At 74.7% G+C, this 25,063-nt stretch carries 28 protein-coding genes and 1 pseudogene; 11 read left to right on the forward strand and 18 right to left on the reverse strand.

Annotated elements, in window-relative coordinates; all coding sequences use genetic code 11:
* Positions 1-47 precede the first annotated feature (47 nt).
* The 4 genes and pseudogenes from BLASA_RS21910 to BLASA_RS21920 all read right to left on the reverse strand — a co-directional run bounded on the left by BLASA_RS21910 (position 48) and on the right by BLASA_RS21920 (position 3,374).
* On the reverse strand, positions 48-1,313 hold the full coding sequence (locus BLASA_RS21910) for a multidrug effflux MFS transporter (RefSeq protein WP_014378458.1): 1,266 nt from the start codon (positions 1,311-1,313) through the stop codon (positions 48-50).
* Between the two features lie 99 nt (positions 1,314-1,412).
* Positions 1,413-1,640, reverse strand: coding sequence for a hypothetical protein (locus BLASA_RS26110; RefSeq protein ID WP_014378460.1), 228 nt, complete (start codon positions 1,638-1,640; stop codon positions 1,413-1,415).
* 100 nt (positions 1,641-1,740) lie between these two features.
* Positions 1,741-2,823, reverse strand: a pseudogene (mftF, locus tag BLASA_RS21915) (mycofactocin biosynthesis glycosyltransferase MftF); the annotation flags it as partial.
* Entirely contained in the window at positions 2,820-3,374 is a 555-nt protein-coding gene (locus tag BLASA_RS21920; protein ID WP_014378461.1) for a cysteine hydrolase family protein, read from the reverse strand. The gene BLASA_RS21920 and the pseudogene mftF, both read right to left, overlap by 4 nt.
* 130 nt (positions 3,375-3,504) lie before the next feature.
* On the opposite strand from BLASA_RS21920, the gene BLASA_RS21925 reads away from it, so the two are divergent.
* A complete protein-coding gene (locus BLASA_RS21925; RefSeq protein WP_014378462.1) occupies positions 3,505-4,503 on the forward strand; it encodes an iron-siderophore ABC transporter substrate-binding protein in 999 nt (332 codons plus the stop codon).
* Positions 4,504-4,587: 84 nt separating this feature from the next.
* Here the strand turns inward: BLASA_RS21925 and mftE are convergent, their stop codons facing one another.
* Positions 4,588-5,283: a mycofactocin biosynthesis peptidyl-dipeptidase MftE gene (mftE, locus tag BLASA_RS21930; RefSeq protein ID WP_014378463.1), complete on the reverse strand. Its 696-nt coding sequence runs from the start codon at positions 5,281-5,283 to the stop codon at positions 4,588-4,590.
* A gap of 44 nt (positions 5,284-5,327) precedes the next feature.
* On the opposite strand from mftE, the gene BLASA_RS21935 reads away from it, so the two are divergent.
* Positions 5,328-5,717 (forward strand): YchJ family protein, encoded by a 390-nt coding sequence (locus BLASA_RS21935; RefSeq protein WP_014378464.1) that lies wholly within the window; start codon positions 5,328-5,330, stop codon positions 5,715-5,717.
* 38 nt (positions 5,718-5,755) lie between these two features.
* On the forward strand, positions 5,756-6,235 hold the full coding sequence (locus tag BLASA_RS21940) for a pyridoxamine 5'-phosphate oxidase family protein (RefSeq protein WP_041776861.1): 480 nt from the start codon (positions 5,756-5,758) through the stop codon (positions 6,233-6,235).
* Positions 6,236-6,244: 9 nt separating this feature from the next.
* On the opposite strand, the gene mftC is transcribed toward BLASA_RS21940, so the two are convergent.
* The 3 genes from mftC to mftA are packed head-to-tail and all read right to left on the reverse strand — an operon-like array spanning position 6,245 to position 7,907.
* Positions 6,245-7,471 carry a mycofactocin radical SAM maturase gene (gene mftC, locus BLASA_RS21945; RefSeq protein ID WP_014378466.1) on the reverse strand — a complete coding sequence of 409 codons (1,227 nt, stop codon included), beginning with the start codon at positions 7,469-7,471 and terminating at the stop codon, positions 6,245-6,247.
* Entirely contained in the window at positions 7,468-7,764 is a 297-nt protein-coding gene (mftB, locus tag BLASA_RS21950; RefSeq protein ID WP_014378467.1) for a mycofactocin biosynthesis chaperone MftB, read from the reverse strand. The genes mftC and mftB overlap by 4 nt, the downstream gene beginning before the upstream one ends.
* Positions 7,765-7,772: 8 nt before the next feature.
* Entirely contained in the window at positions 7,773-7,907 is a 135-nt protein-coding gene (mftA, locus tag BLASA_RS24450) for a mycofactocin precursor MftA (protein ID WP_083878196.1), read from the reverse strand.
* A gap of 117 nt (positions 7,908-8,024) precedes the next feature.
* Between mftA and BLASA_RS21955 the strand changes: the two genes are divergently transcribed.
* Together BLASA_RS21955 and mftD are read left to right on the forward strand one after the other, a co-directional pair.
* Positions 8,025-8,621, forward strand: coding sequence for a TetR family transcriptional regulator (locus BLASA_RS21955; protein ID WP_014378469.1), 597 nt, complete (start codon positions 8,025-8,027; stop codon positions 8,619-8,621).
* Between the two features lie 133 nt (positions 8,622-8,754).
* Entirely contained in the window at positions 8,755-9,987 is a 1,233-nt protein-coding gene (mftD, locus tag BLASA_RS21960; RefSeq protein WP_014378470.1) for a pre-mycofactocin synthase MftD, read from the forward strand.
* A gap of 25 nt (positions 9,988-10,012) precedes the next feature.
* Here the strand turns inward: mftD and BLASA_RS21965 are convergent, their stop codons facing one another.
* Complete coding sequence (locus BLASA_RS21965) at positions 10,013-11,455, reverse strand: bifunctional 3-(3-hydroxy-phenyl)propionate/3-hydroxycinnamic acid hydroxylase (protein WP_014378471.1); 1,443 nt, start codon at positions 11,453-11,455, stop codon at positions 10,013-10,015.
* 147 nt (positions 11,456-11,602) lie between these two features.
* On the opposite strand from BLASA_RS21965, the gene BLASA_RS21970 reads away from it, so the two are divergent.
* The 3 genes from BLASA_RS21970 (at position 11,603) to BLASA_RS21980 (ending at position 14,752) form a co-directional block, all read left to right on the forward strand.
* The gene (locus tag BLASA_RS21970; protein WP_014378472.1) at positions 11,603-12,730 is read left to right on the forward strand and encodes an NDMA-dependent alcohol dehydrogenase; all 1,128 of its coding nucleotides are present in this window, start codon (positions 11,603-11,605) and stop codon (positions 12,728-12,730) included.
* A gap of 115 nt (positions 12,731-12,845) precedes the next feature.
* Entirely contained in the window at positions 12,846-13,739 is an 894-nt protein-coding gene (locus tag BLASA_RS21975) for an AAA family ATPase (RefSeq protein ID WP_014378473.1), read from the forward strand.
* A 74-nt stretch (positions 13,740-13,813) separates the two neighbouring features.
* Positions 13,814-14,752: a vWA domain-containing protein gene (locus BLASA_RS21980; RefSeq protein ID WP_014378474.1), complete on the forward strand. Its 939-nt coding sequence runs from the start codon at positions 13,814-13,816 to the stop codon at positions 14,750-14,752.
* Positions 14,753-14,865: 113 nt separating this feature from the next.
* Here BLASA_RS21980 and BLASA_RS21985 read toward each other — a convergent pair whose 3' ends face one another.
* The 5 genes from BLASA_RS21985 to BLASA_RS22005 form a co-directional block, all read right to left on the reverse strand.
* Entirely contained in the window at positions 14,866-15,531 is a 666-nt protein-coding gene (locus BLASA_RS21985) for a hypothetical protein (RefSeq protein ID WP_014378475.1), read from the reverse strand.
* Between the two features lie 112 nt (positions 15,532-15,643).
* On the reverse strand, positions 15,644-16,177 hold the full coding sequence (locus BLASA_RS21990; protein ID WP_014378476.1) for an MOSC domain-containing protein: 534 nt from the start codon (positions 16,175-16,177) through the stop codon (positions 15,644-15,646).
* Between the two features lie 44 nt (positions 16,178-16,221).
* Positions 16,222-17,343 (reverse strand): XdhC family protein, encoded by a 1,122-nt coding sequence (locus tag BLASA_RS21995; RefSeq protein WP_014378477.1) that lies wholly within the window; start codon positions 17,341-17,343, stop codon positions 16,222-16,224.
* On the reverse strand, positions 17,336-18,532 hold the full coding sequence (locus BLASA_RS22000; protein ID WP_014378478.1) for a vWA domain-containing protein: 1,197 nt from the start codon (positions 18,530-18,532) through the stop codon (positions 17,336-17,338). Before BLASA_RS22000 ends, BLASA_RS21995 begins: the two co-directional genes overlap by 8 nt.
* On the reverse strand, positions 18,525-19,412 hold the full coding sequence (locus tag BLASA_RS22005; RefSeq protein ID WP_014378479.1) for an AAA family ATPase: 888 nt from the start codon (positions 19,410-19,412) through the stop codon (positions 18,525-18,527). The genes BLASA_RS22000 and BLASA_RS22005 overlap by 8 nt, the downstream gene beginning before the upstream one ends.
* 72 nt (positions 19,413-19,484) lie before the next feature.
* Here BLASA_RS22005 and BLASA_RS22010 point away from each other — a divergent pair, with 72 nt between their 5' ends.
* On the forward strand, positions 19,485-20,780 hold the full coding sequence (locus BLASA_RS22010; RefSeq protein WP_014378480.1) for a M18 family aminopeptidase: 1,296 nt from the start codon (positions 19,485-19,487) through the stop codon (positions 20,778-20,780).
* A gap of 91 nt (positions 20,781-20,871) precedes the next feature.
* Here BLASA_RS22010 and BLASA_RS22015 read toward each other — a convergent pair whose 3' ends face one another.
* Complete coding sequence (locus BLASA_RS22015) at positions 20,872-21,651, reverse strand: DUF2382 domain-containing protein (RefSeq protein WP_014378481.1); 780 nt, start codon at positions 21,649-21,651, stop codon at positions 20,872-20,874.
* A gap of 351 nt (positions 21,652-22,002) precedes the next feature.
* Here BLASA_RS22015 and BLASA_RS22020 point away from each other — a divergent pair, with 351 nt between their 5' ends.
* Complete coding sequence (locus BLASA_RS22020) at positions 22,003-22,812, forward strand: DUF3097 domain-containing protein (RefSeq protein WP_014378482.1); 810 nt, start codon at positions 22,003-22,005, stop codon at positions 22,810-22,812.
* Between the two features lie 87 nt (positions 22,813-22,899).
* Entirely contained in the window at positions 22,900-23,079 is a 180-nt protein-coding gene (locus tag BLASA_RS22025; RefSeq protein ID WP_014378483.1) for a hypothetical protein, read from the forward strand.
* Positions 23,080-23,092: 13 nt separating this feature from the next.
* Here BLASA_RS22025 and BLASA_RS22030 read toward each other — a convergent pair whose 3' ends face one another.
* The 3 genes from BLASA_RS22030 to BLASA_RS22040 form a co-directional block, all read right to left on the reverse strand.
* Complete coding sequence (locus tag BLASA_RS22030; RefSeq protein ID WP_014378484.1) at positions 23,093-23,560, reverse strand: FtsX-like permease family protein; 468 nt, start codon at positions 23,558-23,560, stop codon at positions 23,093-23,095.
* 24 nt (positions 23,561-23,584) lie between these two features.
* The gene (locus tag BLASA_RS22035) at positions 23,585-24,073 is read right to left on the reverse strand and encodes a PRC-barrel domain-containing protein (protein ID WP_014378485.1); all 489 of its coding nucleotides are present in this window, start codon (positions 24,071-24,073) and stop codon (positions 23,585-23,587) included.
* 130 nt (positions 24,074-24,203) lie between these two features.
* The gene (locus BLASA_RS22040) at positions 24,204-25,055 is read right to left on the reverse strand and encodes an aldo/keto reductase (RefSeq protein ID WP_231839510.1); all 852 of its coding nucleotides are present in this window, start codon (positions 25,053-25,055) and stop codon (positions 24,204-24,206) included.
* Positions 25,056-25,063: the final 8 nt, after the last annotated feature.

Here is a 25,063-nt window from a genome sequence, read left to right on the forward strand (position 1 = left end):
CTCATCTCCCCGTCATCGTGACCGGTGACGCGGCTTTCCACCAGAGATCAGGCGGCCGGCACCTCGTCGGCGACCGGGAGCTGCCACGGCCGGACGACGGTCACCAGCACCGCGATCGCCAGGCTCAGCGCGGTGACGACCACCAGCCCGATCGCGACGGCGTCGTTGCCGAGCAGCCCGACGACCGGCGAGACCAGGGCGCCGACGCCGAACTGGATGGCGCCGAGCAGCGCCGCGGCGCTACCGGCGGCGTCGCCGTGCCGGGAGAGCGCCAGCGCGGGGGCGTTGGGCAGCGCCAGGCCGCAGGCGAACAGCACCGCCCACAGCGCGCCGGTGACGCCGACCAGACCGCCGGTGCCCGTCCCCGCCAGTGCCACCAGCGCGGCGCCGGCCAGCGCGCCGAGCACCGTGCCGGCGACGAGCAGCTGCTGGGGCGACCAGCGGCGCAGCAGCAGCGGGTTGAGCTGGGTGGCCGCGATCAGCCAGAACGCGCCGGCACCGAAGAGCAGCCCGAACTGCTGCTCGTCGAGGCCGAACTGCCCCTGGTAGACGAAGGAGGAGCCCGACACGTAGCTGAACAGGCCGGCCATCGTCAGCCCCGCCACGAGAACCAGCCCCACGTAGGTGCGGTCGTGCAGAAGCCTGCCGTAGGTGCGCAGCGTGCCGCGTACGCCGCTGCTCCGCCGCCGCTCCGGCGGGAGGGTCTCCGGCAGCGTCTTCCACCCGACGGCCAGCATGCCCACGCCGTACGCGGCGAGCAGCAGGAAGACGCCGCGCCAGTCGGTGAACCGCAGGACCTCCCCACCGATGGTGGGGGCGAGCACCGGCGCGGCGCCGAGCACGAGGAACAACCGGGAGAGCATCGTGGCCGCGGACCGGCCGACGTACAGGTCGCGCACGACCGCGAGGGCGATCACCGAACCGGCGGCGGCGCCCACGCCCTGCAGGACGCGCAGCGAGCCGAGGACGGCGATGTTCGGCGCGACCAGCACGAGCAGGGACGCCAGCACGTGCAGCGCGGTGCCGGCCAGCAGCGGCCGCCGGCGGCCGAACGCGTCGGACAGCGGGCCGATCACCAGCTGGCCGAGCGCCAGGCCGATCAGGGTGCCGGTCAGCGTGAGCTGCACCGTGGCCGAGGTGCTCAGCAGGTCGTCGGCGATGCGGGGCAGCGCCGGCAGGTACATGTCGATGGTGAGCGGGCCGAGCGCGACGAACGCGCCCAGCGTCAGCGCGATCCGTGCGGCGCCGGGGCGCGCGACGGCGGGGGCCGGAGCGACCGCGGGCACGTCGGCGCGGTCCTGGACGGCGGTCATGTGCGGGTCCTCGTCGATCGGGAAGAGCGGAACCGATGGGGACCGCAGTACGGAGCCGACAAGCGCGCAGCCGCCCCGGGCATTCCGGACGACGGCGCGTCAGCCCGGAGGGCGGGCCGGCAGGAGCGCGCGCACGTCGCGGGCGCGCAGTGCGCCGGCCCACAGCCCGGTCCCGTACGCCAGGTCGTCCAGCCGCCGGGCGAGGACGGAACGGACCGGTCCGACCGCTGCCCGGTGCGGCCACCAGGCCAGTAGCCCATCGGCCACGGCGGCGGCGAGCAGCCGCCGCCGGGCCCGCCGCGAGACCACCGCCGCGGCGGCCGCCACCGGCCAGTGGTGCCGCGTCGCCTGACCGGGTCAGCCCCCGGCCCGCCGACGCCATGCCACGCACCGCCAGCACCGCGGCGAGGCCGACGGGGGGCCGCTCCCCCGGCCGAGCCAGCCGGTGCGCCAGCCGGCCGGCGGTGACGGCGACGACACCGAACGCCGCCCACCCGCCCCGGCGCCCGCCGGCCAGGAGCAGCGCCCACGCCGCGGCGGTCTCCGGCGCGAGGACCAGCGGGGAGACCGCAGCCCCGTGCCGGGCGGCCAGCAGCGCGGCCCCCGTGCCGTAGAAGGCACGCCGGCGCAGCCACGCGGCGGTGCGCGCCGGGTGCTCGTGCGCCACCGCGGCGGCCGGCTCGTACCGCACCCGCCACCCCGCCCCGGCGAGCCGCCAGACGAGGTCGACGTCCTCCGCGACCGGCATGCCCTCGTCGAAGCCGGTCCCCAGGGCGGGCCGGCGCACCAGCAGCGCCGCGCTGGGCAGGTAGGACAGCGCCGAGAGGGGGCGGACCGCCGCCGGGACGGTCCCCATGTCCAGGGCGCCCGCGACGTCCTCGTACGGGCTGGTCCAGCCGCGGGCGGCGCCGGCCAGCGGCACGATCCGCGGGCCGACGGCGGCGAGCCGGGGATCGGCCAGGTGCGGGCGCAGCCGGGCGAGCCAGCCGGGGAGCGGCACGCAGTCGGAGTCGAGGAAGGCGACGAGTTCGGTGCCGGCCGCCGCGAGACCGGCGTTGCGCGCGGCCGCGGGGCCGCGCGCGGTCGCGTGCCGGAGCACCCGGACGCCGTCGGGGACGGCCACCGGCCGCGCGGAGCCGTCGTCGACCACGACGACCGGCAGCGCGGCGGTGCCGGGGTCGGCGCGGAGCGCCGCCAGCAGCCGGGCCAGCGCGGCCGGACGGTCCTTGACCGGGACGACGACGGTGACGCCGTCCGTGCGGGGGTCCGGCGGCAGATCCGGGTGCGCGAGCCCCGCGTCGAGCAGCCGGCCGGCCAGGGCGGCGCTCGTCGCGTCATCGACCGCGAGCCGGTCCCCGGCCAGCAGGCCGGCCGCGCGGGGAGCAACCCGGAGCAGCCGCAGCGGCGAGCCGCCGAGCAGGGTGGCGCCGCCGTCGCGGCGACGGACCCGCGGGTCCAGCCGGACGGCGAACCCGTCGGGCAGCCGGTCGGCCGGCGCGGCCGGGATCACGCGCCCGCCAGCACCTCGTCGGTGGTCGCGAACGTCACCAGCGGGGCGTAGCCGCCCATCACCTGCAGCGCCCGCGCGTGCTCCTCGTCGCCGGCGCCCGCGCAGGCGTCGGTGACCACGCGCACGTGCACGCCGGCGTCCGCGGCCGGCAGCACGGTGGAGACCACGCAGCAGTCGGTGGCCACCCCGGCCACGGTGAGCGGCCCCTCACCGACGAGGCCGGCGAGCTCCGGCCCCCACTTGCCGAACGTGGTGGCATCGACGACGGGGTGCGCGCCCGGGTCCTCGACGAGCTGGTAGCACGGCGCGTCCGGCGGCTGCAGCGCGAAGTCGTACTCCTCGTAGTACTCCTTCCATGCGCCCACCGGCTCGGCCGGCGCCACGAAGCGGGTCCACACCACCCGGTCGCCGAAGGCCTCGACCAGCCGGCGGATCCGGGGCCGGACCTCCTCGAACCGCGGCGCCGTCCACGGTGAGTCCTCGTCGCCGAAGACGTGCTGCAGGTCGACGACGACCAGCCAGCCCTCCGGCCCTGCACCCCCCGTGCCCACGCGGTCCACCCCTCTGCCCCCGTCGTCCCCGACCGGTGGTCCCGGCACCCCCGACCCTAACCGCCCCGCCCGGCCGCCCGACCTCGTCATCTGGTTAGGTGAGCCTTACCTGTTCGACCGAGGAGAACCCATGCGTTGCCACCCTGCCCTCCGCAGCGCCGCCACCGTCGCGGCCACCGCTCTCGTCCTCACCGGCTGCGGCGCCGGCGACGAGCCCACCGAGGGCGCGGCGCCCGAGGGGACGACCTCGTCGTCCGGCGCCTTCCCGGTGACCGTGGAGACCGCCTTCGGCGACGTCACCGTCGAGGACGAGCCGGCCCGCGTGGTGGCGCTGGGCTGGGGCGACGCCGAGACCGCGCTCGCCCTGGGCGTCCAGCCGGTCGGCGCCAGCGACTGGCTGGGTTTCGGCGGCGACGGCGTGGGCCCGTGGGCCGAGGGGCGCTACGACACCTCCCCGGAGATCATCGAGACGCTGGAGCCCAGCTACGAGGCGATCGCCGCACTGGACCCCGACCTGATCCTCGACACCAAGTCGGCCGCCACCCCGGAGCGGCACGAGGCGCTCAGCGCGATCGCACCCACCATCAGCCAGCCCGAGGGTGTCGGGCCGTACCAGACCGGGTGGGAGCAGCAGCTGGAGATGATCGGCCAGGCGCTCGGCAGGAGCGAGGAGGCCGACGAGCTGCAGGGCGAGGTCGACCAGGCCTTCGCCGACGCCGCCGCGGCGCACCCGGAGTTCGAGGGCACCGAGGTCGCCGTCGGCGCCTTCACCTCGGAGGGCTACGGCGCCTACGTCCGCGGTGACGCCCGGGTCGACTTCATGGAGCAGCTAGGCTTCGAGAACGCGCCGGCCATCCAGGAGATCGCGACGGACAACTTCTTCGTGCCGGTCAGCGAGGAGCAGCTGTCCCTGCTCGACGCCGAGCTGACCGTCGCCTTCCCGATCTTCGTCGAGGCGTCGGAGTTCACCGCCAGCCCGTTGTGGCAGTCGCTGGACTCGGTGCAGGACGGCCGCGCCGTCGTCCTGGAGGACCCGGACCTGATCAGCGCCTTCTCCAGCGGCTCGCCGCTGGGCATCCAGTACGCGATCGAGAACGCCGTCCCGCAGTTCGCGGACGCCCTGGGCTGATCACCGGCCCGCCGACGAAGTGCGCTGACGCCCAGTTCTCGGCGCGGGGACTGGGCGCCAGCGCACATCATCCAGCGGGGGGAGTCAGCCGCGCAGCCGCCCGGCTCCGTCGACGTCCCAGCTGCGGACGGCGGTGGCCAGCCGGGCGGTCAGCGCGCCCAGCAGGTCGGCCCCCTCGTCGGCGCTCGCGCCGGCCGGATCGCCGAGGACCCCGTTCGGGCTCACCGCCCGCACCCCCTCGGCCCGCAGCCGTGGCAGCAGCTCCTCGATCGGCGCGGTCTCACCGGCTCCGGCCCGGTCGCCCCGGACCGCATCCGGTTCCACGTGCAACATCAGCGACGTCTCGGTGCGACCGGCGTGCGCGTCGGCGCCCGGGAAGCCGCAGGGGAACCACGCGACGTCCCGCCCCTCCGACCGCACCCACGGCACGGCCGCCCGCAGCGCGTCGAGGTTGCCGCCGTGGCCGTTGACGATCAGCACCCGGCCCGCCCAGCGGCAGGCGGAGCGCCCGTACTCCACGAGCAGGCCGGTCAGCGCCTCGGTGCCGAGGGACACGGTGCCGGGGAAGTCCTCGTGCTCACCGCTGGCCCCGTACGCCAGCGCGGGGGCCAGCAGGGCGTCGTCCAGCAGCTCCACCACCGCCGCGGCGGCAGCCGTGGCGATCACGGTGTCCGTGTCCAGCGGCAGGTGCGGGCCGTGCTGCTCGACCGCGCCCAGGGGGACGACGAGCAGCGGCCGCGCCGGCAGCTCGGGCCAGGTGGCGCCGACCAGGGAGAACACCGCCGCAGCGTAGCCAGCAGCGGTGGCGGGCAGACTCGATCGGCATGACCCCCGCGACCACCCCTCGTCGCTGCCCCTGCGGCACCGGCCTGCGCTACGACGAGTGCTGCGGACCCCGGCACGACGGTTCGGCGCCGGCCGCGACCGCCGAGCAGCTCATGCGGTCGCGCTACAGCGCCTTCGCCGTCGGCGACGCCGGCTACCTGCTGGCCACCTGGCACCCCACCACCCGCCCACCGTCCGTGGAGCTCGACCCGGCGGTGCGCTGGACGGGGCTGGACGTGCTCCGCACCGCCGGCGGTGGACTGCTCGACCGCGAGGGCACGGTGGAGTTCCGGGCGCACTGGCGGTCGGGCGGGGCGCCCGGCGGCCAGCACGAGATCAGCCGGTTCGTGCGTGGGGACGGCGCCTGGCGGTACCTCGACGCGCTATGACGCGTGTCGGCAGCGGCCGCCGTGGGCACGGCACCGGCATGAGCGCAGAGGACACCCGCAGGGTCGCCGAGCTGATCAAGGGGGAGCGCTTCGGCTTCCTCACCACTATCGCTCCCGGCGGGAACCTGACCAGCCGGCCGATGACGCTGCAGGAGGTCGAGTTCGACGGCGACCTGTGGTTCTTCGCCGAGCGCGGCTCCCACCCGGTGACGCACGTGACGGCGACCCCGCAGGTCAACGTGGGCATCGGCTCCGGCGGCACCTGGGTGTCGCTGACCGGTTCCGCCCGCGTCGTGGACGACCTGGCGAAGAAGAAGGAGCTGTGGAACAGCGGGGTCGAGGCGTGGTTCCCGAACGGCCCCGAGGACCCCGACGTCGTGCTGATCAAGGTGGAAGGCGACTCCGCGGAGTACTGGGACAGCCCCGGCGGCCGGCTGGCCACCGCGTTCAGCTTCGTGAAGGCCAGGGCGACCGGTGAGCGGATCGACGCCGGGGACAACGCGAAGGTCGACCTGTAGGCCGGCGGCTCAGCGCCGGTCCAGCCCGGCCAGCGGGGACTCGTCGCAGGCCTTCGCCGGCGGCAGCGCCGGCATGCCCAGCAGGGTGGGCTGCCCGCGCACCGGGCCGGTGTGCGAGTGGTCGACGTGGCTGCGCGGGGGAACCAGCTCGAGGTCGCGGGCGGCCAGCGCCGTCTCGCCGTAGCCCTGCACGCATTCGGGGTCCGGGCCGTCCAGCGGCAGTCCGGTGAAGAACTTCGCCGCCATGCACCCGCCCCGGCAGGCGTCGAAGTGGGCGCACTTCGTGCAGGCGCCGCCGGTCTGCGGGCTGCGCAGGTCGGCGAACAGCTCGGAGGACTGCCACACCCCTTGGAAGCCGCCCTCGTCGCGGACGTTGCCGGCGAGGAAGTTCTCGTGGATGGCGAACGGGCAGGCGTAGACGTCGCCCACCGGGTCGATCAGGCAGACCACCCGCCCGGCGCCGCACAGGTTCAGCCCGGGCAGGGCCTCGCCGAACGCCGAGAGGTGGAAGAAGGAGTCGCCGGTGAGCACGTCGTCACCGTTGGCCAGCAGCCAGGTGTAGAGCTCGCGCTGCTGGGCCTGCGTCGGGTGCAGCTGGTCCCAGACGTCGGCCCCGCGGCCGGACGGGCGCAGCCGGGTGATCCGCAGCTGGGCGCCGAAGGAGTCGGTGAGCGCCTTGAACCGGTCGAGCTGCCCGGCGTTCTCCCGGGTGACGACGACGGAGACCTTGAAGTCCTTCATCCCGGCCTCGGCCAGGTTCTCCAGCGCCCGGGTGGCGGTCGCGAACGAGCCGGCGCCGCGAACCCGGTCGTTGACCTCCGCGGTCGCGCCGTCCAGCGAGATCTGGACGTCGACGTAGTCGGTGGCCGCCAGCTGCGCGGCCCGCCGCTTGTCCAGCTTCACGCCGTTCGTGGAGAACTTGACGCCGACATCGTGGCCGATGGCGTAGTCGAGCAGGTGCCAGAAGTCCGGCCGGACGGTGGGCTCGCCCCCGCCGACGTTGACGTAGAAGACCTGCATCCGCTGCAGCTCGTCGATGACGCGCTCGGCCTCGGTGGTGGAGAGCTCGCGGGGGTCGCGCCGTCCCGAGGAGGACAGGCAGTGCACGCACGCCAGGTTGCAGGCGTACGTGAGCTCCCAGGTCAGGCAGATCGGGGCGTCCAGTCCGTACTCGAACTGGTCGATCAGCCTTCCGCCGACGGGCCGGTCGGGACGGTCGGGCAGGACGGCGGTCACGGGATCTCCTGGCGTTCGATCATCTGCGAGCGGGCGAGGTCGGCCAGCGCCTTCACGTAGGCACCGCGCTGGGCGTCGGGGACGCCGCAGGCGGTCAGCGTCGCCTCGGCGCTGGGATGGTCACCCAGCGCCTCGACGACGGCGACCAGCGTCTTCGACTTCAGGAAGGAGAGCTTCCGGTTGCCGAAGTGGTAGACGAGCGCGCCGAACGGCTCGGGCCGCAGCGCGACGGAACGGGCCCGCCGCCAGGCCAGCGCGGGATCGAACGCGGTCGCCGGGGCGGGCGTGGCCATTTCCGCCCTCAGTAGACGCCGCACATGCCGTCGATCGAGACCTCCTCGACGAGGGCCTCCTCGACGAGGGCCTCCTCGGTGGCGGGCGCCTCGGGGGCCCGGAACTCCACGGCGGGGACGTCGGACTGGGTGGGCTCGGGCATGAGGGCCTCCGTGAACGCGGTCACATGGACCAGCCGGACGTTAGTGACACCGGGTGCCAGGAGCAAGACCGGGTCCGGCGGAGCCGGAACGCGCGGGTCACCGGGCAGAATGCGGCCGTGACCGAGACGAGGACGGCGCCGACCGCCGGTCCGGCCGGACGGGCTCGGGTGGAGCGCGCGGCGCTCGACCTCTTCCGGACCCGCGGGTTCGAGGACGTCACCAGCGACGAGGTCGCCGACTCCGCGGGGATCAGCCGGCGGACCTTCTTCCGCTACTTCCCCACCAAGGCCGACGCCGTCTGGGGCGACTTCGCCGCGCACGTCGCCCGGCTGGAGGAGCTGCTCTCCGACGCCGACCCCGCCCAGCCGGTGCTGACCTCGGTCTGCGCCGCCTACGTCGAGGTGAACGACTACCCGGAGGCGGAGCTGCCGCTGCTGCGGGAACGCATGCGGCTGATCCTCACCGAGCCGGCCCTGCTGGCGCACAGCCAGCTGCGGTTCGCGGAGATCGACCGGGTGGTCGCCGGCCACGTGGCCGCACGGACCGGCGACTCCCCCACCGGGCTCCTGCCCCGGCTGGTGGCCGCCAGCACGCGGGCCGCGGCCACGACCGCGTTCGAGGGCTGGCTCGGGGACGACCGCTCGTCCCTCGCCGAGCACCTGCACGCGGCCTTCGGCGAGATGGCGGCGGGGTTTCCCAGCCTGCGCGCCTGACCCCTCCGGGCCGGGGGACGCCGTCCTGTGACCCGGGTCTCCCGCGGGACCGCTAGCCTGGCACTCGGTGCCAGCGGCCGTCGTGGCCGGCGCAGCGGCCCGGGTGAGCCCGGGCGGACAAGGGAGGTCTCCCATGGCGAACGCCTGGTTCGAGTCCGTCGCCGAGGCCCAGCGCCGGGCCAGGAAGCGGCTACCCAAGGGCGTCTACGGGGCGCTGGTCGCGGGGTCCGAGCGGGGCCTGACCCTGGAGGACAACCTGGCGGCGTTCGCCGAGCTCGGCTTCTCGCCGCACACCGCAGGCCTGGCCAACGAGCGGAACATGGGCGTGACCGTCATGGGCCAGCCGATGTCCATGCCGATCCTGATCAGCCCGACCGGCGTGCAGGCGGTGCACCCCGACGGTGAGGTCGCCGTCGCCCGAGCGGCCGCCGCCCGCGGGGTGGCCATGGGGCTCTCGTCGTTCGCCAGCAAGCCCATCGAGGAGGTCGTCGCGGCCAACCCGCAGACGTTCTTCCAGATGTACTGGGTCGGCACCCGCGAGGAGATGCTCGGCCGCATGGAGCGGGCCAAGCGGGCCGGCGCCGTCGGCCTGATCGCCACGCTCGACTGGTCGTTCGCCTACGGCCGCGACTGGGGCAGCCCGTTCATCCCGGAGAAGATCGACTTCGAGGCCGCCCGGAAGTACGCGCCGCAGGTGCTGGTCAAGCCCCGCTGGCTGCTGGACTTCGCGAGGACCGGCACGATCCCCGACCTGACCGTGCCCAACATGGTGCCCACGCCGGGCGACCCGGCGCCCACGTTCTTCGGCGCCTACGGCATGTGGATGCAGTCGCCCATGCCCACCTGGGAGGACGTCGCCTGGCTGCGCGAGCAGTGGGACGGGCCGTTCCTGCTCAAGGGCGTCATGCGAGTCGACGACGCCAAGCGCGCCGTCGACGCCGGCGTCACCGCGATCTCGGTGTCCAACCACGGCGGGAACAACCTCGACGGCACGCCCGCCTCGGTCCGCGCCCTGCCGGCCGTCGCGGATGCGGTGGGCGACCAGATCGAGGTGCTCCTCGACGGCGGCATCCGCCGCGGTGGCGACGTCGCCAAGGCCCTCGCCCTGGGCGCGAAGGCCGTGCTGATCGGCCGGGCCTACCTGTGGGGCCTCGCGGCCAACGGCCAGGCCGGCGTGGAGAACGTGCTGGACCTGCTCCGCGACGGGCTGGGGTCGGCCATGGTGGGCCTGGGGCGCCCGGACGTGGCCGACCTGTCCCGCGACGACCTCGTCGTCCCCCCGGGCTTCGAGCGGGCCCTCGGCGACACCGCCGTGGAGAACGCGCTGCTGGCCACCTCCCCCGCCCGGCGGCGCCGCGAGGCCTGACGCAGCGCGGCATCGGCCGGCCGCGCTAGCTCCGGGCGGCCGCCACGATGCGGTCGGGGCGGATCCGCACCGAGGTGGCAGCTCCCAGCCAGCGGCGCAGCGTGCCGCTCGGGTCCTCCACGCGGACCGACGTCCCGTCCGCGCGGCGCACCTCCAGGTCCGCGGACAGCTGGGCCTCGCCGTCCCCCAGGACGTCGTCCAGCCGGCACCGCCGGCCGTCGACGAGCACGTCCGGCTGCGGCACCAGCGTGCCGGCCAGCCGCCGCCCGGCCCGGCCACGTCGGTCCACCAGCGGCCCACGGCGCAGCGGTGGCGTGCGGCTGTCGGTGGCCAGCCGGGCCACCGCCGGGATCCGCCGGACGGCGGCCAGCACCGCGCGGCGGGCGACGGCGCCGCTCCGCCCGCCGCCGGTCATGAGCACGCCGAGCAGCAACGCCACCCGGATCAGCGCGCGGGCGTGCGGCTCCCGCTCGGCCTGGTAGGTGTCCAGCAGGTCGTCGCCCGCCTCCCCGCGGAGGACGGCGGTCAGCTTCCAGGCCAGCTGGTGCACGTCACGCAGCCCCAGGCCCAGCCCCTGACCGACGAACGGCGGGGTGAGGTGGGCCGCATCCCCGGCGAGCAGCACCCGCCCGTCCCGCCACCGGTCGGCCACCTGCGCCCGGAACGTGTACTCGACGGCGCGGTCGACCTCCACGCGGTCCGCCGGGACGACCGGCGCCAGCAGCGCCGCCAGCCGGGCCGGCTCGGCCAGCTCCGCGGCGGTCTCCCCCGGCGCCAGCCGGAACTCCCAGCGGTACCGGTCGCCGGTCACCGGCATGAACGTCGCCGCCCGGCGGGGGTCGCAGACCTGGTGCACCCCCGGCCAGATCGGCAGCGGCTCGGCCGACCGCGCGTCGACGACCAGCCAGCGGTCGGCCGGACCGAGGTCCCGCATCCGGGCCCCCATGAGGCCGCGCACGCTGCTGTTGGCGCCGTCGCAGCCCAGCACGGCCGCCGCGCGGACGGACCGGTCCGCTCCGGTCGCCCGGTCGGTCGCCCGCACGGTGACCCCGCCCCCGTCCTGCGCGAGCCCGGTCACCTCCACACCGCGGTGCAGGTCGATCACCGGCGCGGCCGACACCGCACCGGCGAGCACGGCCTCCAGGTCGGGCTGGTGAACGAGCGATCCCTGCGGCCACCCGTTGCTGCCGGCGCCGGGAGCGCGCCGGAACTCCGCCAGCACGCGGTGGGCGCCGTCCAGCGCCCGCAGCCCGGCCATCGGCCGGCAGGCCGCGGCCACCTCGTCGGCCACCCCGGCGGCCTGCAGCACCCGGAACACCTCGTCGTCCAGGTGCACCGCCCGGGGCAGCGGGTAGGGCGCCGCCTGCCGCTCGAGGACGACGACCCGCAACCCCCGCCCAGCCAGCAGCAGGGCGGCGGTCAGCCCCACCGGGCCCGCACCCACCACGACCACCGGGGCGCCGGACACCTCGCCATCTTCCCCGAGGCCCGCCGCGCGTTGCAGCGCGACGGAACAACGTTGCATGTTCTTTGCCCGATGTGACGTGGGGCATAGCGTACGACCCGGACGTGCGCGTTCGCGCATGCGTGAACAGCCCTCGACAAGGAGTTTCCTGTGCCCGTGAACACCCGCGGCGCGATCCTGCGCTCCGCCCCCGGCCAGTGGGAAGTCACCGATCTGGTCGCCGACGACCCTCGGACCGGTGAACTCCAGGTCAAGCTGGCCGCATCCGGGATGTGCCACTCGGACGACCACATCGCCACCGGTGACATGCCGGTCGGCCACTACCCGTTCCTGGGCGGCCACGAGGGCGCGGGCGTGGTCACCGCCGTCGGCCCCGGCACCAAGGACTTCAAAGAGGGCGACCACGTGGTCTTCTCCTTCCTCCCCGGCTGCGGCCGCTGCCGGTACTGCGCGAACGGCCAGCAGTACATCTGCGACTCCGGCGCCAACCTCCTGGTCGGCTCGCGCTGGGACGACGCCGAGAGCTTCCGCTTCCAGACCTCCGACGGCACCCCGGTCGGCCAGATGTGCGGGCTGGGCACGTTCGCCGAGGTGACCACCGTCGACGTCCGCTCCACGGTCAAGATCCCCGACGACATCCCGCTCGACGTCGCCTGTCTCGTCGGCTGCGGCGTCGGCACCGGATGGGGCACGGCCGTGCAGGCCGGCGAGGTCAGGGCCGGCGACACGGTGATCGTCATGGGCATCGGCGGCATCGGGATCAACGCGGTCCAGGGTGCGGCGCACGCCGGGGCCAGCCACGTCATCGCCGTCGACCCCATCGACTTCAAGCGCGAGAAGGCGATGGAGCTGGGCGCCACCCACTCGTTCGCGAGCATCGACGAAGCCGCCGAGTTCGGCCGCAGCGTCACCAACGGGCAGGGCGCGGACAAGGTGCTGATCACCGTCGGCGTGCTGAAGGGCGAGCACGTCGCCCAGGGGGTCGAGGCGCTCGGCAAGGGCGGCCGGGTCGTCATCACCGGTCTCGGCGACCTCACCGACGTCGGCATCCCGATCAACCCCAGCATGCTCGCGCTCTTCACCAAGGAGATCCGCGGCGCCCTGTTCGGGGACCAGAATCCCAGCGCGGACATGCTGAAGATGCTGCGGCTCTACCAGGAGGGGAACCTCAAGCTCGACGAGCTGATCACCAAGCGGTACAAGCTCGACGACATCAACCAGGGCTACGAGGACCTGCACGCGGGCAAGAACATCCGCGGTGTGATCATCTACGACTGAGCCGCCCGCCCCCGATGATCAGGTCACCTGATCATCGGGGGTCCTGGCTCACGGTGGACGGTGAGCCAGGACCACCGGAAGTGATCCAGGACGCGCGGACAGCGAGGACGACTACGTGACCACCACCCGCTCGGCCGCCCACCTGGACGTCGGCGGGATGGTGCGGCTGGCCCGGGAACGCGTGGTCGCCCGCATCCGCGAGGCCGAGGTGGTCGCCGCCGCGCTCTCGGCTGGGCGCAACGTCGTCCTCGAGGGCCCGCCGGGCACGGGAAAGACGACCCTGCTGCGTTCGCTGGCCGACGGTGCCGGCGTCCCGCTGGTGTTGGTGGAGGGCAACGCCGAGCTGACGCCCACCCGGCTGGTCGGCCACCATGACGCCTCCCGGGTGCTCACCGAGGACTACCGACCCGAGAACTTCGTACCCGGACCGCTGACCCGTGCCATGGCCGAGGGCGCGCTGCTGTACGTCGAGGAGTTCAACCGGGTCCCCGAGGAGACGATGAACGTCCTGCTCGGCGTGCTGTCCGAGCGCGAGATGCACGTCCCCCGGTTCGGCCGGGTGACCGCCCGACCGACCTTCCGGTTGGTCGCGGCAATGAACCCGTTCGACGCGGTCGGCACCGCTCGGGTGACGCCCGCGCTCTACGACAGGTCGTGCCGGGTGGCCATGGGTTACCAGGACGAGAACGCCGAGCTCGCCGTCGTCACCTCGGTCACCGACGGGCCGCCCGAGCTCGTCGCGAGAGCTGTGCGCGCCGTCCGGATCACCCGCGACCACCCGGAGCTGCGCATCGGCGCCTCCGTGCGCGGCGCGATCGACACCGTGCTGATCGCCGTCGAGCTGGCGGCGGTCCGGGACGCGGGCTCCGTCGAGGAGGACACCGGCCTGGACGCGGCGCTGGCCGCCATGACCGGCAAGGTCACGCTCGGCGACGGCGCGTCCCGGGCGGTCGAGGGCGTCATCACCGACATCTGGCGGCAGGCGGGTGAGGAGCTGGGAAAAGCCTGACGCCCGAGGCCACCGATCCGGGGCCCGGGCCGCCGGGGCCCGGGACCGAGCCGCCGGGTGGGTCGCGGCCGAAGGTGGTCAGCGATCCCGCCGCGGTCGAGCAGCTGCTGCGCAGCCAGGTCGCTCACCGCGCCAGCCGCGACCAGCTCTCCCGCAGCAACCCCGACTTCGACGCCATCTCGCCGCAGGCGGGGCAGCTGGATGCCGCGGCGGTGGCCGAGCTGGCCGCCCGCGACCCGGATGCAGCGGCGCGCGTCCTGGCGGCAGCCGCTCGCGCCTTCGACCCGGCACTGCGTTCCGCGGCGCGCGCCCTGGCGGCGCGGCTGCCCGTCGGGCGCCCGAGGAGCGGCACCGCGGACCGACCGGGCACCAGCCGACTGGTGACCCGCCGGGAGCCCACCGGGTCCGATGTCGACCTGGACGCATCGCTCGCCGCGCGCGGCGCCGAGCCGCACTGGCGGGCCGAGCACCTGCACACCCGCGGCTGGCGGTCCACCGGGCGGGCCGTCGTTCTGCTGGTCGACGCCTCCGGCTCGGTCGCCGGCGACCAGCTGGCCACGGCGATCCTGACCGCCTCGGCGCTGGCGCAGGCGATGCGACCCGGTGACGAGCTGGGCGTGGTCGCGTTCTGGTCCAGCGCCGTCGTGCTGCGTCCGCTGTCGGCCGCCCCCCGGGTGGATCTCGTCGTGGACCGTCTCAGCGACCTGCGTGGCGGGGGCACGACCGACCTGGAGCTGGCACTGCGGACCGCCGCGGTCCAACTGGCCCGCTCCCGCGCCGCCGACCGGCAGGTGCTCCTGCTCTCCGACGGCCTCCCCACCGAGAGCCCCGACCCGGTCGACGCCGCGCGGGCGCTGGCCCGCGTCCCCGCCCGGCTGCAGGTCATGGCCCTCTCGGCCGAGGAGGAGGCGAGTGCGTCCTGCGCTGCCCTGGCCGCGGCCGGAGGGGGAGGGGTCGCCCTGCTGGACCGCCCCTCCCGGGCGCCCGCGGCCGTGCGCGAGCTACTGGGCTGACGGGTGACGCCGCGGAGCAAAGCCGCGGTCACCACTCCGCGGTGCGCGCCCGCAGGCGTCTGCCCTGCCGCAGATCCCGGCCGGCCGCGCGCCACGTTCCGGACGGACGGCGATCAGGCGCCGCCCATCATCTCCATGAGGTCGATCACGTCGGAGGGGGCGGAGATGTCCTCTTCCTCGCCGAACCGGCTGAAGGTGACGGTGCCGGAGGAGTCGCCGTCGTTGGTGATCCGGACCGGGTAGGACGGCTCGTCGTTCGCGACGGACAGCGTGCTGCCGTCCTCCTGCTCGACGACGACGACCTCCTGGCCGTCGATCTCGTCCTCGGTGACCTCCTCCTGGACCTCGCTCTCCGGGTTGCGGAACTGCTCCACGAAACCGTCGAGCGAGAAGTCGTCGAACTCGGCCATGGCCTGCCCCGGGACGACCACCCACTTGTCCTCGAACGCGGCTGCCATCTCCTCCGGCATGCCGAAGGAGGCCCAGAAGTCCGGCGGGGCCTGCAGGTACACCGAACCGTCGACGCTCAGCAGCTGGAGCTCGACGCCGTCGGTGGTGATGGAGCCGGTGACGTCGTCGCCCTGCACGTGCAGGTCGACCTCCCCCTCCTCGCCGTCCGACGTCAGGGCGCCGGAGACGTGGAAGGAGCCCGCCTCCTCGAGGGCGTCCGCCGCCGCGTCGGCGACCTCGGGGCCGGTCCTGCCGTCGAGCGGACCGCTGCCGCAGGCGGTGAGCAGGAGCGCCGCGGCCGCGGCCACGGAGAGCTGGGGGATGCGCATGGAGTTCCTCCCGGAGGACTGGTTCCCGGAACCCGTACGTCCGGCCGGGGAGATCCTGCGGGTGCGCCGGCCCGAACGACCGGCAGCCGGCCCGCCCGGCGTGTCGGCGCGGTCAGGCCCCGCGGCGTGTCGCGGGCCGGACGGGCTCGCCGGCGCGGGCGGCGTCCAGCGGCACGGCCGAGCGCAGGACGGCGGCGCCCAGCCGGAGGACGCCGTCGGAGAGCGCGGCGCAGCGGACCCCGCCCCGCCCGCGCAGGCCCCGATGGGCGCCGGACGCGAGCACCGTGTCCATCCACGCGCAGGGATGGGCCGGCCGCCCGCCCCGCAGCAGGACCGGCCCGGCGCCGCAGTCCAGGACTAACTCCTGCCCGCGCAACGCCTCCACCTCGGCCCCGCGCAGCACCACGTTCCGCCGGGGGAGCAGCGGGTCGAACGGCGCGGCACCCAGCTCCCCCGCGAGCGACTCCAGCGACTCGACGGCCAGCACGGTCACCTGGGCGTCGCGGTGCGCCGGCCTCCCGGCGTAGCGGTCGCCCACGATGCCCACGCCCGCGCGGACCTCCAGCCGGATCCGCCGATCGGCCGCCCGGTCCGGCACGGTCGTCCCGGGCCGGCCGGCGTAGCGGTGCTCCGGGGAGGCCAGCATTGCGACGATCTCGACGTCGTACCGGTAGGGGAGCTCGGAGTGGCTCAGCGGTCGGCCGTCCGGTGGATGGGCCCGTCGATGGCGGCCAGCCGCCGGCCGCTACCGCCCCACCGGCCCTGGATGATCTCCGCGGCGATCGAGACCGCGGTCTCCTCCGGTGTGCGTGCGCCCAGGTCCAGCCCGATCGGCGAGGACAGCCGGCCGAGCTCGTCGGCCGTGAGCCCCGCCTCGCGCAGCCGGTCCAGGCGTTCGTCGTGCGTCCGGCGGGAGCCCATCGCCCCCACGTAGGCGACCGGCGCGCGCAGCGCGACCTCCAGCAGCGGGACGTCGAACTTCGGGTCGTGGGTGAGCACGCACAGCACGGTGCGCTCGTCGATCCGCCCGCCGTCGAGCTCACCCTGCAGGTAGCGGTGCGGCCACTCGACCACCACCTCGTGCGCCTCCGGGAACCGCTTCGGGGTGGCGAACACCGGGCGGGCGTCGCAGACGGTCACCCGGTAGCCGAGGAACGCCCCCACCCGGGCAACTGCGGCGGCGAAGTCGATCGCGCCGAACACCACCATGCGGGCCGCCGGCGCGAACGAGTTCACGAAGAGCGTCAGGTCGTCGCCGCGCCGCTCCCCGTCGTGGCCCACGTGCAGCAGGGCTGTGCGCCCGGCGGCGAGCATGCCGCGGGCGTCGTCGGCGACGGCGTCGTCCAGGCGCTGCGAGCCGAGCGTCCCCGCGGCGCGGTCGGGCCACACCACCAGCCGGCGGCCCAGCCGGTCGTCGGGCCCGGCCACCACGGTGACGACGGCGACCGGCTCGTGCCGGCCCACCGACTCGGCGACCTCACCGAGCTCCGGGAACGACTCCCGGGAGACCGACTCCACGAACACGTCGAGGATCCCGCCGCAGGTCAGCCCGACGGCGAAGGCGTCGTCGTCGCTGACGCCGTAGCGCCGCAGCGTGGGCTCGCCCGTCTCGACGACGTCCTTGGCCTCCTCGTAGACCGCGCCCTCCACGCAGCCGCCCGAGACGCTGCCCACCGCGGTGCCGTCCGGCCCGACCAGCATCGAGGCACCGGCGGGGCGGGGCGCGGAGCGCCAGGTGCCCACCACCGTGCCCATGCCGACGGTCTCCCCCGCCTGCCACCAGCCCACCAGGTCGTCCAGTACGTCACGCACGCGAGATCACTCCAGACAGCTCCTCGAAAGCGGCCATGCTGTGCCCGGCGACGAAGTGGTCGATCGCCGGCAGTGCCGCCTGCATCCCGCCGGTGAGCGGCTCGTAGCCGGTCCGGCCCTTGTGCGGGTTCACCCAGACGACGGCGTGCGCCAGCCGGCGCAGCCGCGCCATCTGCGCGGCCAGCAGGTCGGTGCCGCCGCGCTCCCAGCCGTCGCTGCAGACGACGACCACCGCGCCCCGCGCCGTCCCGCGCTGCCCCCACCGGTCGAGGAACGCCTTGAGCACCTCGCCGAGCCGGGTGCCGCCGGACCAGTCGGGGATCGCCTGGCCGCCGGCGGCCAGCGCCCGGTCGGGATCGCGCAGCCGCAGCTCGCGCGTGACGCGGGTCAGCCGGGTGCCGATGGTGAACACCTCGGTCGACGCCGGCCGGGCCCGCACCGCGGCGTGCGCGAACCGCAGCAGCGCGTCGGCGTACGGGGTCATCGAGCCGGATACGTCGATCAGCAGCACCACCCGGCGGGGGCGCGGGCGCGCCCGGCGGTGCATCAGCCGGCTCACCTCGCCGCCGTCCCGCAGCGCCCGCCGCACCGTGCGGCCGGGATGGACGGCGCCGTGGATGGCCGGCCGCCGGCGCCGGGCCCGGCGCATCGGCGACGCCGGCACGAGCAGCGCGAACAGCCGGCGCAGGTGCGCCCGCTCGGCGTCGGTCAGCCCGGCGACGTCCCGGTGGCGCAGCACCTCGTCGGCGCTGGCCTGCGCCGCCAGGTCGGGGGCGTCGCTGTCGTCGTCGCCCTCGCCGGTCCCGGCGTCCAGCGGCGCGCTCGCGGCCAGCCGGACCTCCGGCTGGGCGGCGGGGCGCGGGGTCCGGGCGCGCTGCCCGGAGAACCACGCGAGGAAGGCGACGTCGTAGCGGTCCAGGTCGTCGGGCCCGGCGCAGAGGGTCAGCCGGCCGGCCCAGTAGACCGCCGCCGGGTCCAGCACGTCCAGGTGCCCGAGCGCAGCGAGCATCGCCTCCACCCGGTCCGGGGAGGCGCCGACCCCGGCGTGCCGGAGCGTGCGCGCGAAGCCCAGCACGGTGTCGACGACGTCGCGCCCCGGCCCCCCGGCATAGGAGGCTTTACCTACGTCCCGGGCCCCGTTCTCGGGAGCAAAGCCTCCTATGCCCGAGGCGCCGACGAGTTCAGCCACCGAAGAGGGCCTCCGGACGCAGGAACTGCACCCGCTCGGTGTCCTCCCGGTACTTCAGCACCGCGCCGAGCGTGCGCGCCGCGAGGTCCGGGTCGAGCTCGCGGGCGCCCAGGGTGTGCAGCGCCGTCGCCCAGTCCATGGACTCGGCGACCCCGGGCGGCTTGAGCAGGTCCAGGGTGCGCAGCGTCGCCGTCGCCCGGGCCACCTGGTGCGCGAGCTGCTCGGTGACCTCCGGCAGCCGGCGGCGCAGGATCGCCACCTCGCGGTCGAAGTCGGGGTGGGCCAGCCAGTGGTAGAGGCAGCGGCGCTTGAGCGCGTCGTGCACCTCGCGGGTGCGGTTGGACGTCAGCACCACCAGCGGCGGTGTCTGCGCCCGCACGGTGCCGAGCTCGGGGATGGAGATGGTGAAGTCGCTCAGCACCTCCAGCAGGAAGGCCTCGAACTCGTCGTCGGCGCGGTCGACCTCGTCGATCAGCAGCACGCTCGGGGAGTCCTCCAGCGCCTGCAGCAGCGGCCGGGCCAGCAGGAACCGGCGGTCGTAGAGGGAGGCCTCCAGCCGCGCGGGGTCGTCGGCCGCGTGGGCGGCCTCCGCGGCGCGCAGGTGCAGCAGCTGGCGGCCGAAGTCCCAGTCGTAGAGCGCCTGGCTGGCCTCCAGCCCCTCGTAGCACTGCAGCCGGTAGATCGGCCGGCCGGTGATCTGCGCCAGCGCCTGGGCCAGCGCCGTCTTGCCGACGCCGGCCTCGCCCTCCAGGAACAGCGGGCGGTGCATGACCAGGGCCAGGTAGGCGGCGGTGGCCAGACCCTGGTCGGGCAGGTACCCGGTCGCGTCGAGCGCTGCGGCCAGCTCGTCAGGGCTGCCGGGGACCGTGTGCTCGCTCACACCGCGAGCATCCCACCTGCGTGGTTCCTCCCGCGCACGCCCCGTGCCGCAGGCGTCGGGCACGATGGCCGCATGCCGACGCCGGATGCCGCCTCTCCCGACGAGCTCGCCCTCGGCGACGACCTGCGCGCGTTCGTCGACGCCTCCCCGTCCCCCGCGCACGCGGTCGCCGAGCTGGTGCGCCGGCTCCGTGCCTCCGGCTTCACCGAGCTGGCCGAGGGCGACGCCTGGGCGCCGTCCCCCGGTGGTCAGCACTTCGTGGTCCGGCACGGCAGCCTGGTCGCCTTCCGGATGGGCAGCGCCCCGCTGGCCGAGGCCGGGATGCGGCTGGTGGGCGCGCACACCGACTCCCCCACGTTCAAGGTGCGGCCCCGCTCCGACGTCCGGCAGGCCGGGTACCGGCTGGTCGGCGTGGAGCCCTACGGCGGCGGCCTGTGGCACACCTGGCTGGACCGGGAGCTGACCGTGGCCGGGCGGCTGGTGCTGCGTGGTGGCGCCACCGCCCTCGTGCGGCTGCCCGGCGCGCCGCTGCGGCTGCCCTCGCTGGCCATCCACCTCGACCGCTCGGTCCGCGAAGGGCTGACGCTCGACCCGCAGCGGCACCTGGTGCCGGTCTGGTCGCGCGACCTGGCCGACGAGCCGGGGCTGATGGTTGCGCTGGCCGACACCGCCGGCGTCGCCGCCGACGACGTCGTCGGTCACGACCTGGTGCTGGCCGACACCCAGCCGGCCGCGCGGGCCGGCGCCGACGGCAGCTGGGTGGCCGCACCCCGGCTGGACGACCTGGCCTGCTGCCACTCCGGGCTGCTGGCCCTGCTGTCCGCGCCCGCCGGCGAGCGGACCCAGGTGCTGGTCTGCAACGACCACGAGGAGGTGGGCAGCGGCTCGATGGCCGGTGCGCGCGGCAGTTTCCTCGAGGACGTCGTCCGGCGGCTGGCCGCGGTGACCGACCCGGCCGACCCGCAGGCGGCGCACCGCGCCCTCGCCCGCTCCGTGCTCGTCTCGGCCGACATGGCCCACGCCGTGCACCCCACCCGCGCCGACCGGCACGAGCCGGCCCACCAGCCGCAGCTCGGGGGCGGGCCCGTGCTCAAGGTGAACGCGAACCAGGCCTATGCGACGGATGCCGCCACCGGCGGCTGGTTCACCGAGCGGTGCGCGGACGCGTCGGTGCCGGTGCAGGGGTTCGTCACCCGCGCCGACCTGCCGTGCGGCAGCACCATCGGCCCGCTGACGGCGACCCGGCTGGGGATCGCGACCGTCGACATCGGGGCACCCATGCTGGCCATGCACTCCTGCCGGGAACTCGCCTCCGCGCTCGACGTCCCGCTGATGGTGGGCGCGCTCGCCGCCTGCCTCGGCGACTGAGCTCTCCCGCGCACGACAACGGCGGCCGACCGGAGTCTGGTCTCGGTCGGCCGCCGTGCGTCGGCTCCCGGCGCGGACGCCGGGGGGTGGGTCACATGCGACGGGCGTCGTCCCCGCCTTCGGTCTCGATCTCTTCCTTGCGCACGTCGGCCGAGACCTGCTCCTGGTCGGTGACCGTGGTCTTGTCGAGGCGGACGCGCTCGACCGGCACGGCCTCCTTCTCCGCCACCGGGCGCTCCGCGTGGAGGGTGACCTCGTGCTCCTCCTCGCTGATCGCCGGGCCGTCCGTGGCGCGACCGACGTTGGCGTCGGTGATGGGCTCGCGCTCCACCCGCACCTCTTCCCGCGTCACGGGGACGGTCTCGGTGACGTTCTCGCTCACGACGTACTTGCGCAGCCGGGCGCGGCCGATCTCCTCGGACCGGGTGCCCACGTTGAGCCGCTCCTCGGAGCGGGTCATGGCGTCGTCGGTGTTCGGGCCGGAGGTGTCGTGGCCGACGGTGCCGCGGGTCTCGGTGCCGCGGGTGTCGGTGGTCTCGACCATCCCCACGGGACGCTCGGTGCCCAGGCCGTAGTAGCGGTAGAGCTCCTGCTCCTCCGCCGGGGACAGGTGCCCGTCGGCGTCGATCTTCGGAGCGTCCTTGACCCGGTCCTTGGTCACGGCGACGCGGACGCCGTCGTTGGTCAGGTCGGCGTCCCGGATCGGGACGAAGGACTCCTTGGTGCCGAACAGGCCGGTGCGAACCGTCACCCACTCCGGCTGGCCGGTCTCGTCGTCCAGGTAGACCTCGGACGCCGACCCGATCTTCTGGCCCTCGGTGTCGTAGACGTCCTGGCCGATCACGCGGCTGATGGTCTCGGTGCCGATCATGGTCTTTGTCGCTCCTATCTGAGCTCGGGGTTGCGTTCGTCACGGAGATGGGTGACCGGGATGGGCGACGACAAACGACCAGCCCTCGATCGTCACGTCGGCGCAATGCAGCCCGACCGTGGGACCGGAACCCACCGCACCACCCGACGGCCGGTGTAACCGCAGGTCACAGGGGTACTGGTCGCGGACGACCCGGTTGCTGGCCGGGGCGGGTCGGCGGCCGTATCGGCCGTGACATTCCGGAGTTTCGCCCCGGCCGGGCGTGTCGCCACCCGACGGAACTTGTCGTCGCCGGCCCCGGCTCGGCGCGTCGTCCTGGAGCGGCGGGCGCGTCGTGCTCAGCATGGAGACATGCCACCCCGCTCGCCGTACGACGACCTGGTCCACCCCCGCACCGTCAAGAAGCCGAGCCCGCAGGTGGAGGCCGAGCGCGACCTGGTGGTGGAGGACCCGAGTTCGGGGTTCGTGGGCGCCGTGGTGCGCTGCGAGAAGGACGTCGTCCACCTCGAGGACCGCCGCGGCCGCGTCCGCGCCTACCCCCTCGGGCCCGGGTTCTGGGTGGAGGGCCGGCCCGTGGTCCTGGTCCGGCCGAAGCCCGTCGCGCCCGCCGGTCCCGCCCGGAGCGCCTCCGGCTCGACGTACGTGGCCGGCGCCCGCGCCCGCGTGGCGCGCGAGGGGCGCATCTACGTCGAGGGCAAGCACGACGCCGAGCTGGTCGAGAAGGTCTGGGGCCACGATTTGCGGATCGAGGGCGTCGTCGTCGAGCCGCTGCACGGCGTCGACGACCTGCCGGGGATCGTGCGGGAGTTCCGCCCGTCGTCGGGCCGTCGGCTCGGCGTGCTCGTCGACCACCTGGTGACCGGGTCCAAGGAGACGCGGATCGCCCAGCAGATCACCGGCGAGCACGCGCTCGTCGTCGGCCACCCGTTCATCGACATCTGGCAGGCGGTGAAGCCCTCGGTGGTCGGGATCACGACCTGGCCGACCGTACCGAAGGGCGAGGACTGGAAGGGCGGCGTCTGCCGGCGCCTGGGCTGGGAGGACGACACCGGCTACGTGTGGGCCCAGCGCATCCTCGCCCGTGTCCGCACCTGGACCGACCTGGAGCCGGCGCTCATCGGCCGGGTCGAGGAGCTGATCGACTTCGTCACGACGGATTGAGCGCTTCCGGGAATGACTCGCCCGCGCACCGGGCACTGTGTTCCGGACCACAGTCCAGCACGGGGGAAGAGAAGGGTGAGCCCGGCCATGCGGCCTCTGACGCACGACGATCCCGACGCCATCCCGCGCAACGGCACCGACGCGCCGTGGCCGGAGATCCCCGCCGTCACCGCCGGGGGCACCGGTTCCGGGGACGCCACCCCCGCCTCGGAGGAATCGCGGGACGGGCAGGACTCCCCTGGGACGGCGGCGCAGCCGGCGACGTAGGGGAAGCACCGGCTCAGCCCGCGACGCGGGACACCATCGGCAGGCGGGAACGGACGGTGAGCCCGGTGACCACCACGGCTAGGATCGGGACGGCCACCGCGATGCCGACGAGCAGCAGCCAGGGCACGTCGATCAACGGCCGCGCTCCCGCCCCGTAGTCGGTGCTGGTCAACGGGTAGGCGACGGCGACGCCCGGTGCGAAGCCGACGAGCAGGCCGAGCAGGGCGCCCCCCACGCCGGTCACCGCCGCGGAGCCCATGGCGATGAACCGGCGGGTGTGCGGCGCCGCCCCGATCGCGGCGAGCGTCGCCAGGTCGGGCCGGGCGTCGGCCAGTGCGAGCGCGGTCGCGGTCAGGGTCGCGACCAGGACCAGCACACCACCGACCGCGAACAGCAGGAGGCGGGCCAGCCAGGCGGCGCCGATCCCCAGGCGCGCCCCCGCGACCGCGGCTCCGCCGCCGCGCGCCGGGCCATGCCACACCTGTGGCAAGGATCGCGGGAAGCGTCAGCGCTCGTCGTAGCGGCGCAGCAGCGGCTTCTCCGCAGGCGGCGCGGCCACCCGGTCGTCGTCGTGGGCCTCGTCCCGCGCGACCACCACGTCGTCGGTCACCTCGAGCCGCACGGCGTCGACCGGGTGCGCGGGCTCGGTCGCCGTGCGCGGGGCCGACTCCGCCACGACGTCCCGCTCGAGCCCGTAGTACCGGTAGAGCTCCCGCTCCTCGGCAGGTGACAGCCGGCCGTCCGGATCGATCTTCGGGGCGTCCTTCACGACGTCCTTGGCCACCGGGACCCGCAGCCCGTCGGTGGTGAGCTCGGCGTCCCGCAGCGGGACGAAGGACTCCTTGGTGCCGAAGAGCCCGGTCGTGACCGTCACCCACTCCGGCATGCCGGTCGCGTCGTCCAGGTAGACCTCGGAGGTCTCGCCGATCCGGCTGCCGGTGGCGTCGTAGACGTCGCGATGGCCCAGTTCCGCGATGCTGGCGGTGTCGATCATCGTGGTTCTCCTCTGCAGGCTTCCCGTTGCTGCGGACCCTGCAGGGGTGTCCGGGGAGGGCCCCGGGAAACGATCCGGCGCCCGCCGTAAGGAGTCCGTAAGGCGATCGCCATGCGGCCCACGCGTCGGCTCAGCCGGGGATCCAGTTGAAGCCGTCCGGGTCCGGACCGGTGCGCTCGCCGCGGCCGAGCGCGGTGATCGCACCCATCTGCTGGGTGTCGAGCTCGAAGTCGAAGATTGCGAAGTTCTCCTCGACCCGGCTGCGGGTGACCGACTTGGGGAAGACGACGTCGCCGCGCTGGATGTGCCAGCGCAGCGTCACCTGGGCCGCGGTCCTCCCGAGCTGCTCGGCGATCCGCCCGATCACCGGCTCGCCGGTGACCTTGCCCTTGGCGATCGGTGCCCAGGCCTCGGTGACGATCTCGTGGTCGGCGTCGAAGGCGCGCACGTCGTCCTGGGTCAGGTACGGGTGGACCTCGATCTGGTTGACCGCCGGCCTGGTCTCCGAGGACGCGAACAGGTTCCGCAGGTGGTGCGGGTTGAAGTTGGAGACGCCGATGGCCTTGGCCCGGCCGCTGGCGTAGATCTCCTCCATCACCTTCCACCGCGCCACGTAGTCGCTGGCGGCCGGCAGCGGCCAGTGGATGAGGAACAGGTCCAGGTGGTCGAAGCCCATGTCGGACAGGCTCCGGTCGAACGAGCGCAGGATGTCGTCGCGCTCGAGCCGGTTGTTGTTGAGCTTGCTCGTGACGAAGACCTCGCCCCGGTCCAGGCCCGACTCCCGCACCGCCTGCCCGACCTCGGCCTCGTTGCCGTACATCTGGGCGGTGTCGATGTGCCGGTAGCCGATCTCCAGGGCGGTCCGGGTCGCCTCGACCGTCTGGTCCGGCGGGATCTGGAAGACGCCGAAGCCCAGCTGGGGGATCTCGACACCGTTGTTGAGGGCGATGGTGGGCACTCCGGGGGCGGGCGTTGCAGCCACAGGCATTC

It is taken from the genome of Blastococcus saxobsidens DD2, assembly GCF_000284015.1.
In the GTDB taxonomy this organism is placed as follows: Bacteria; Actinomycetota; Actinomycetes; order Mycobacteriales; family Geodermatophilaceae; genus Blastococcus; species Blastococcus saxobsidens_A.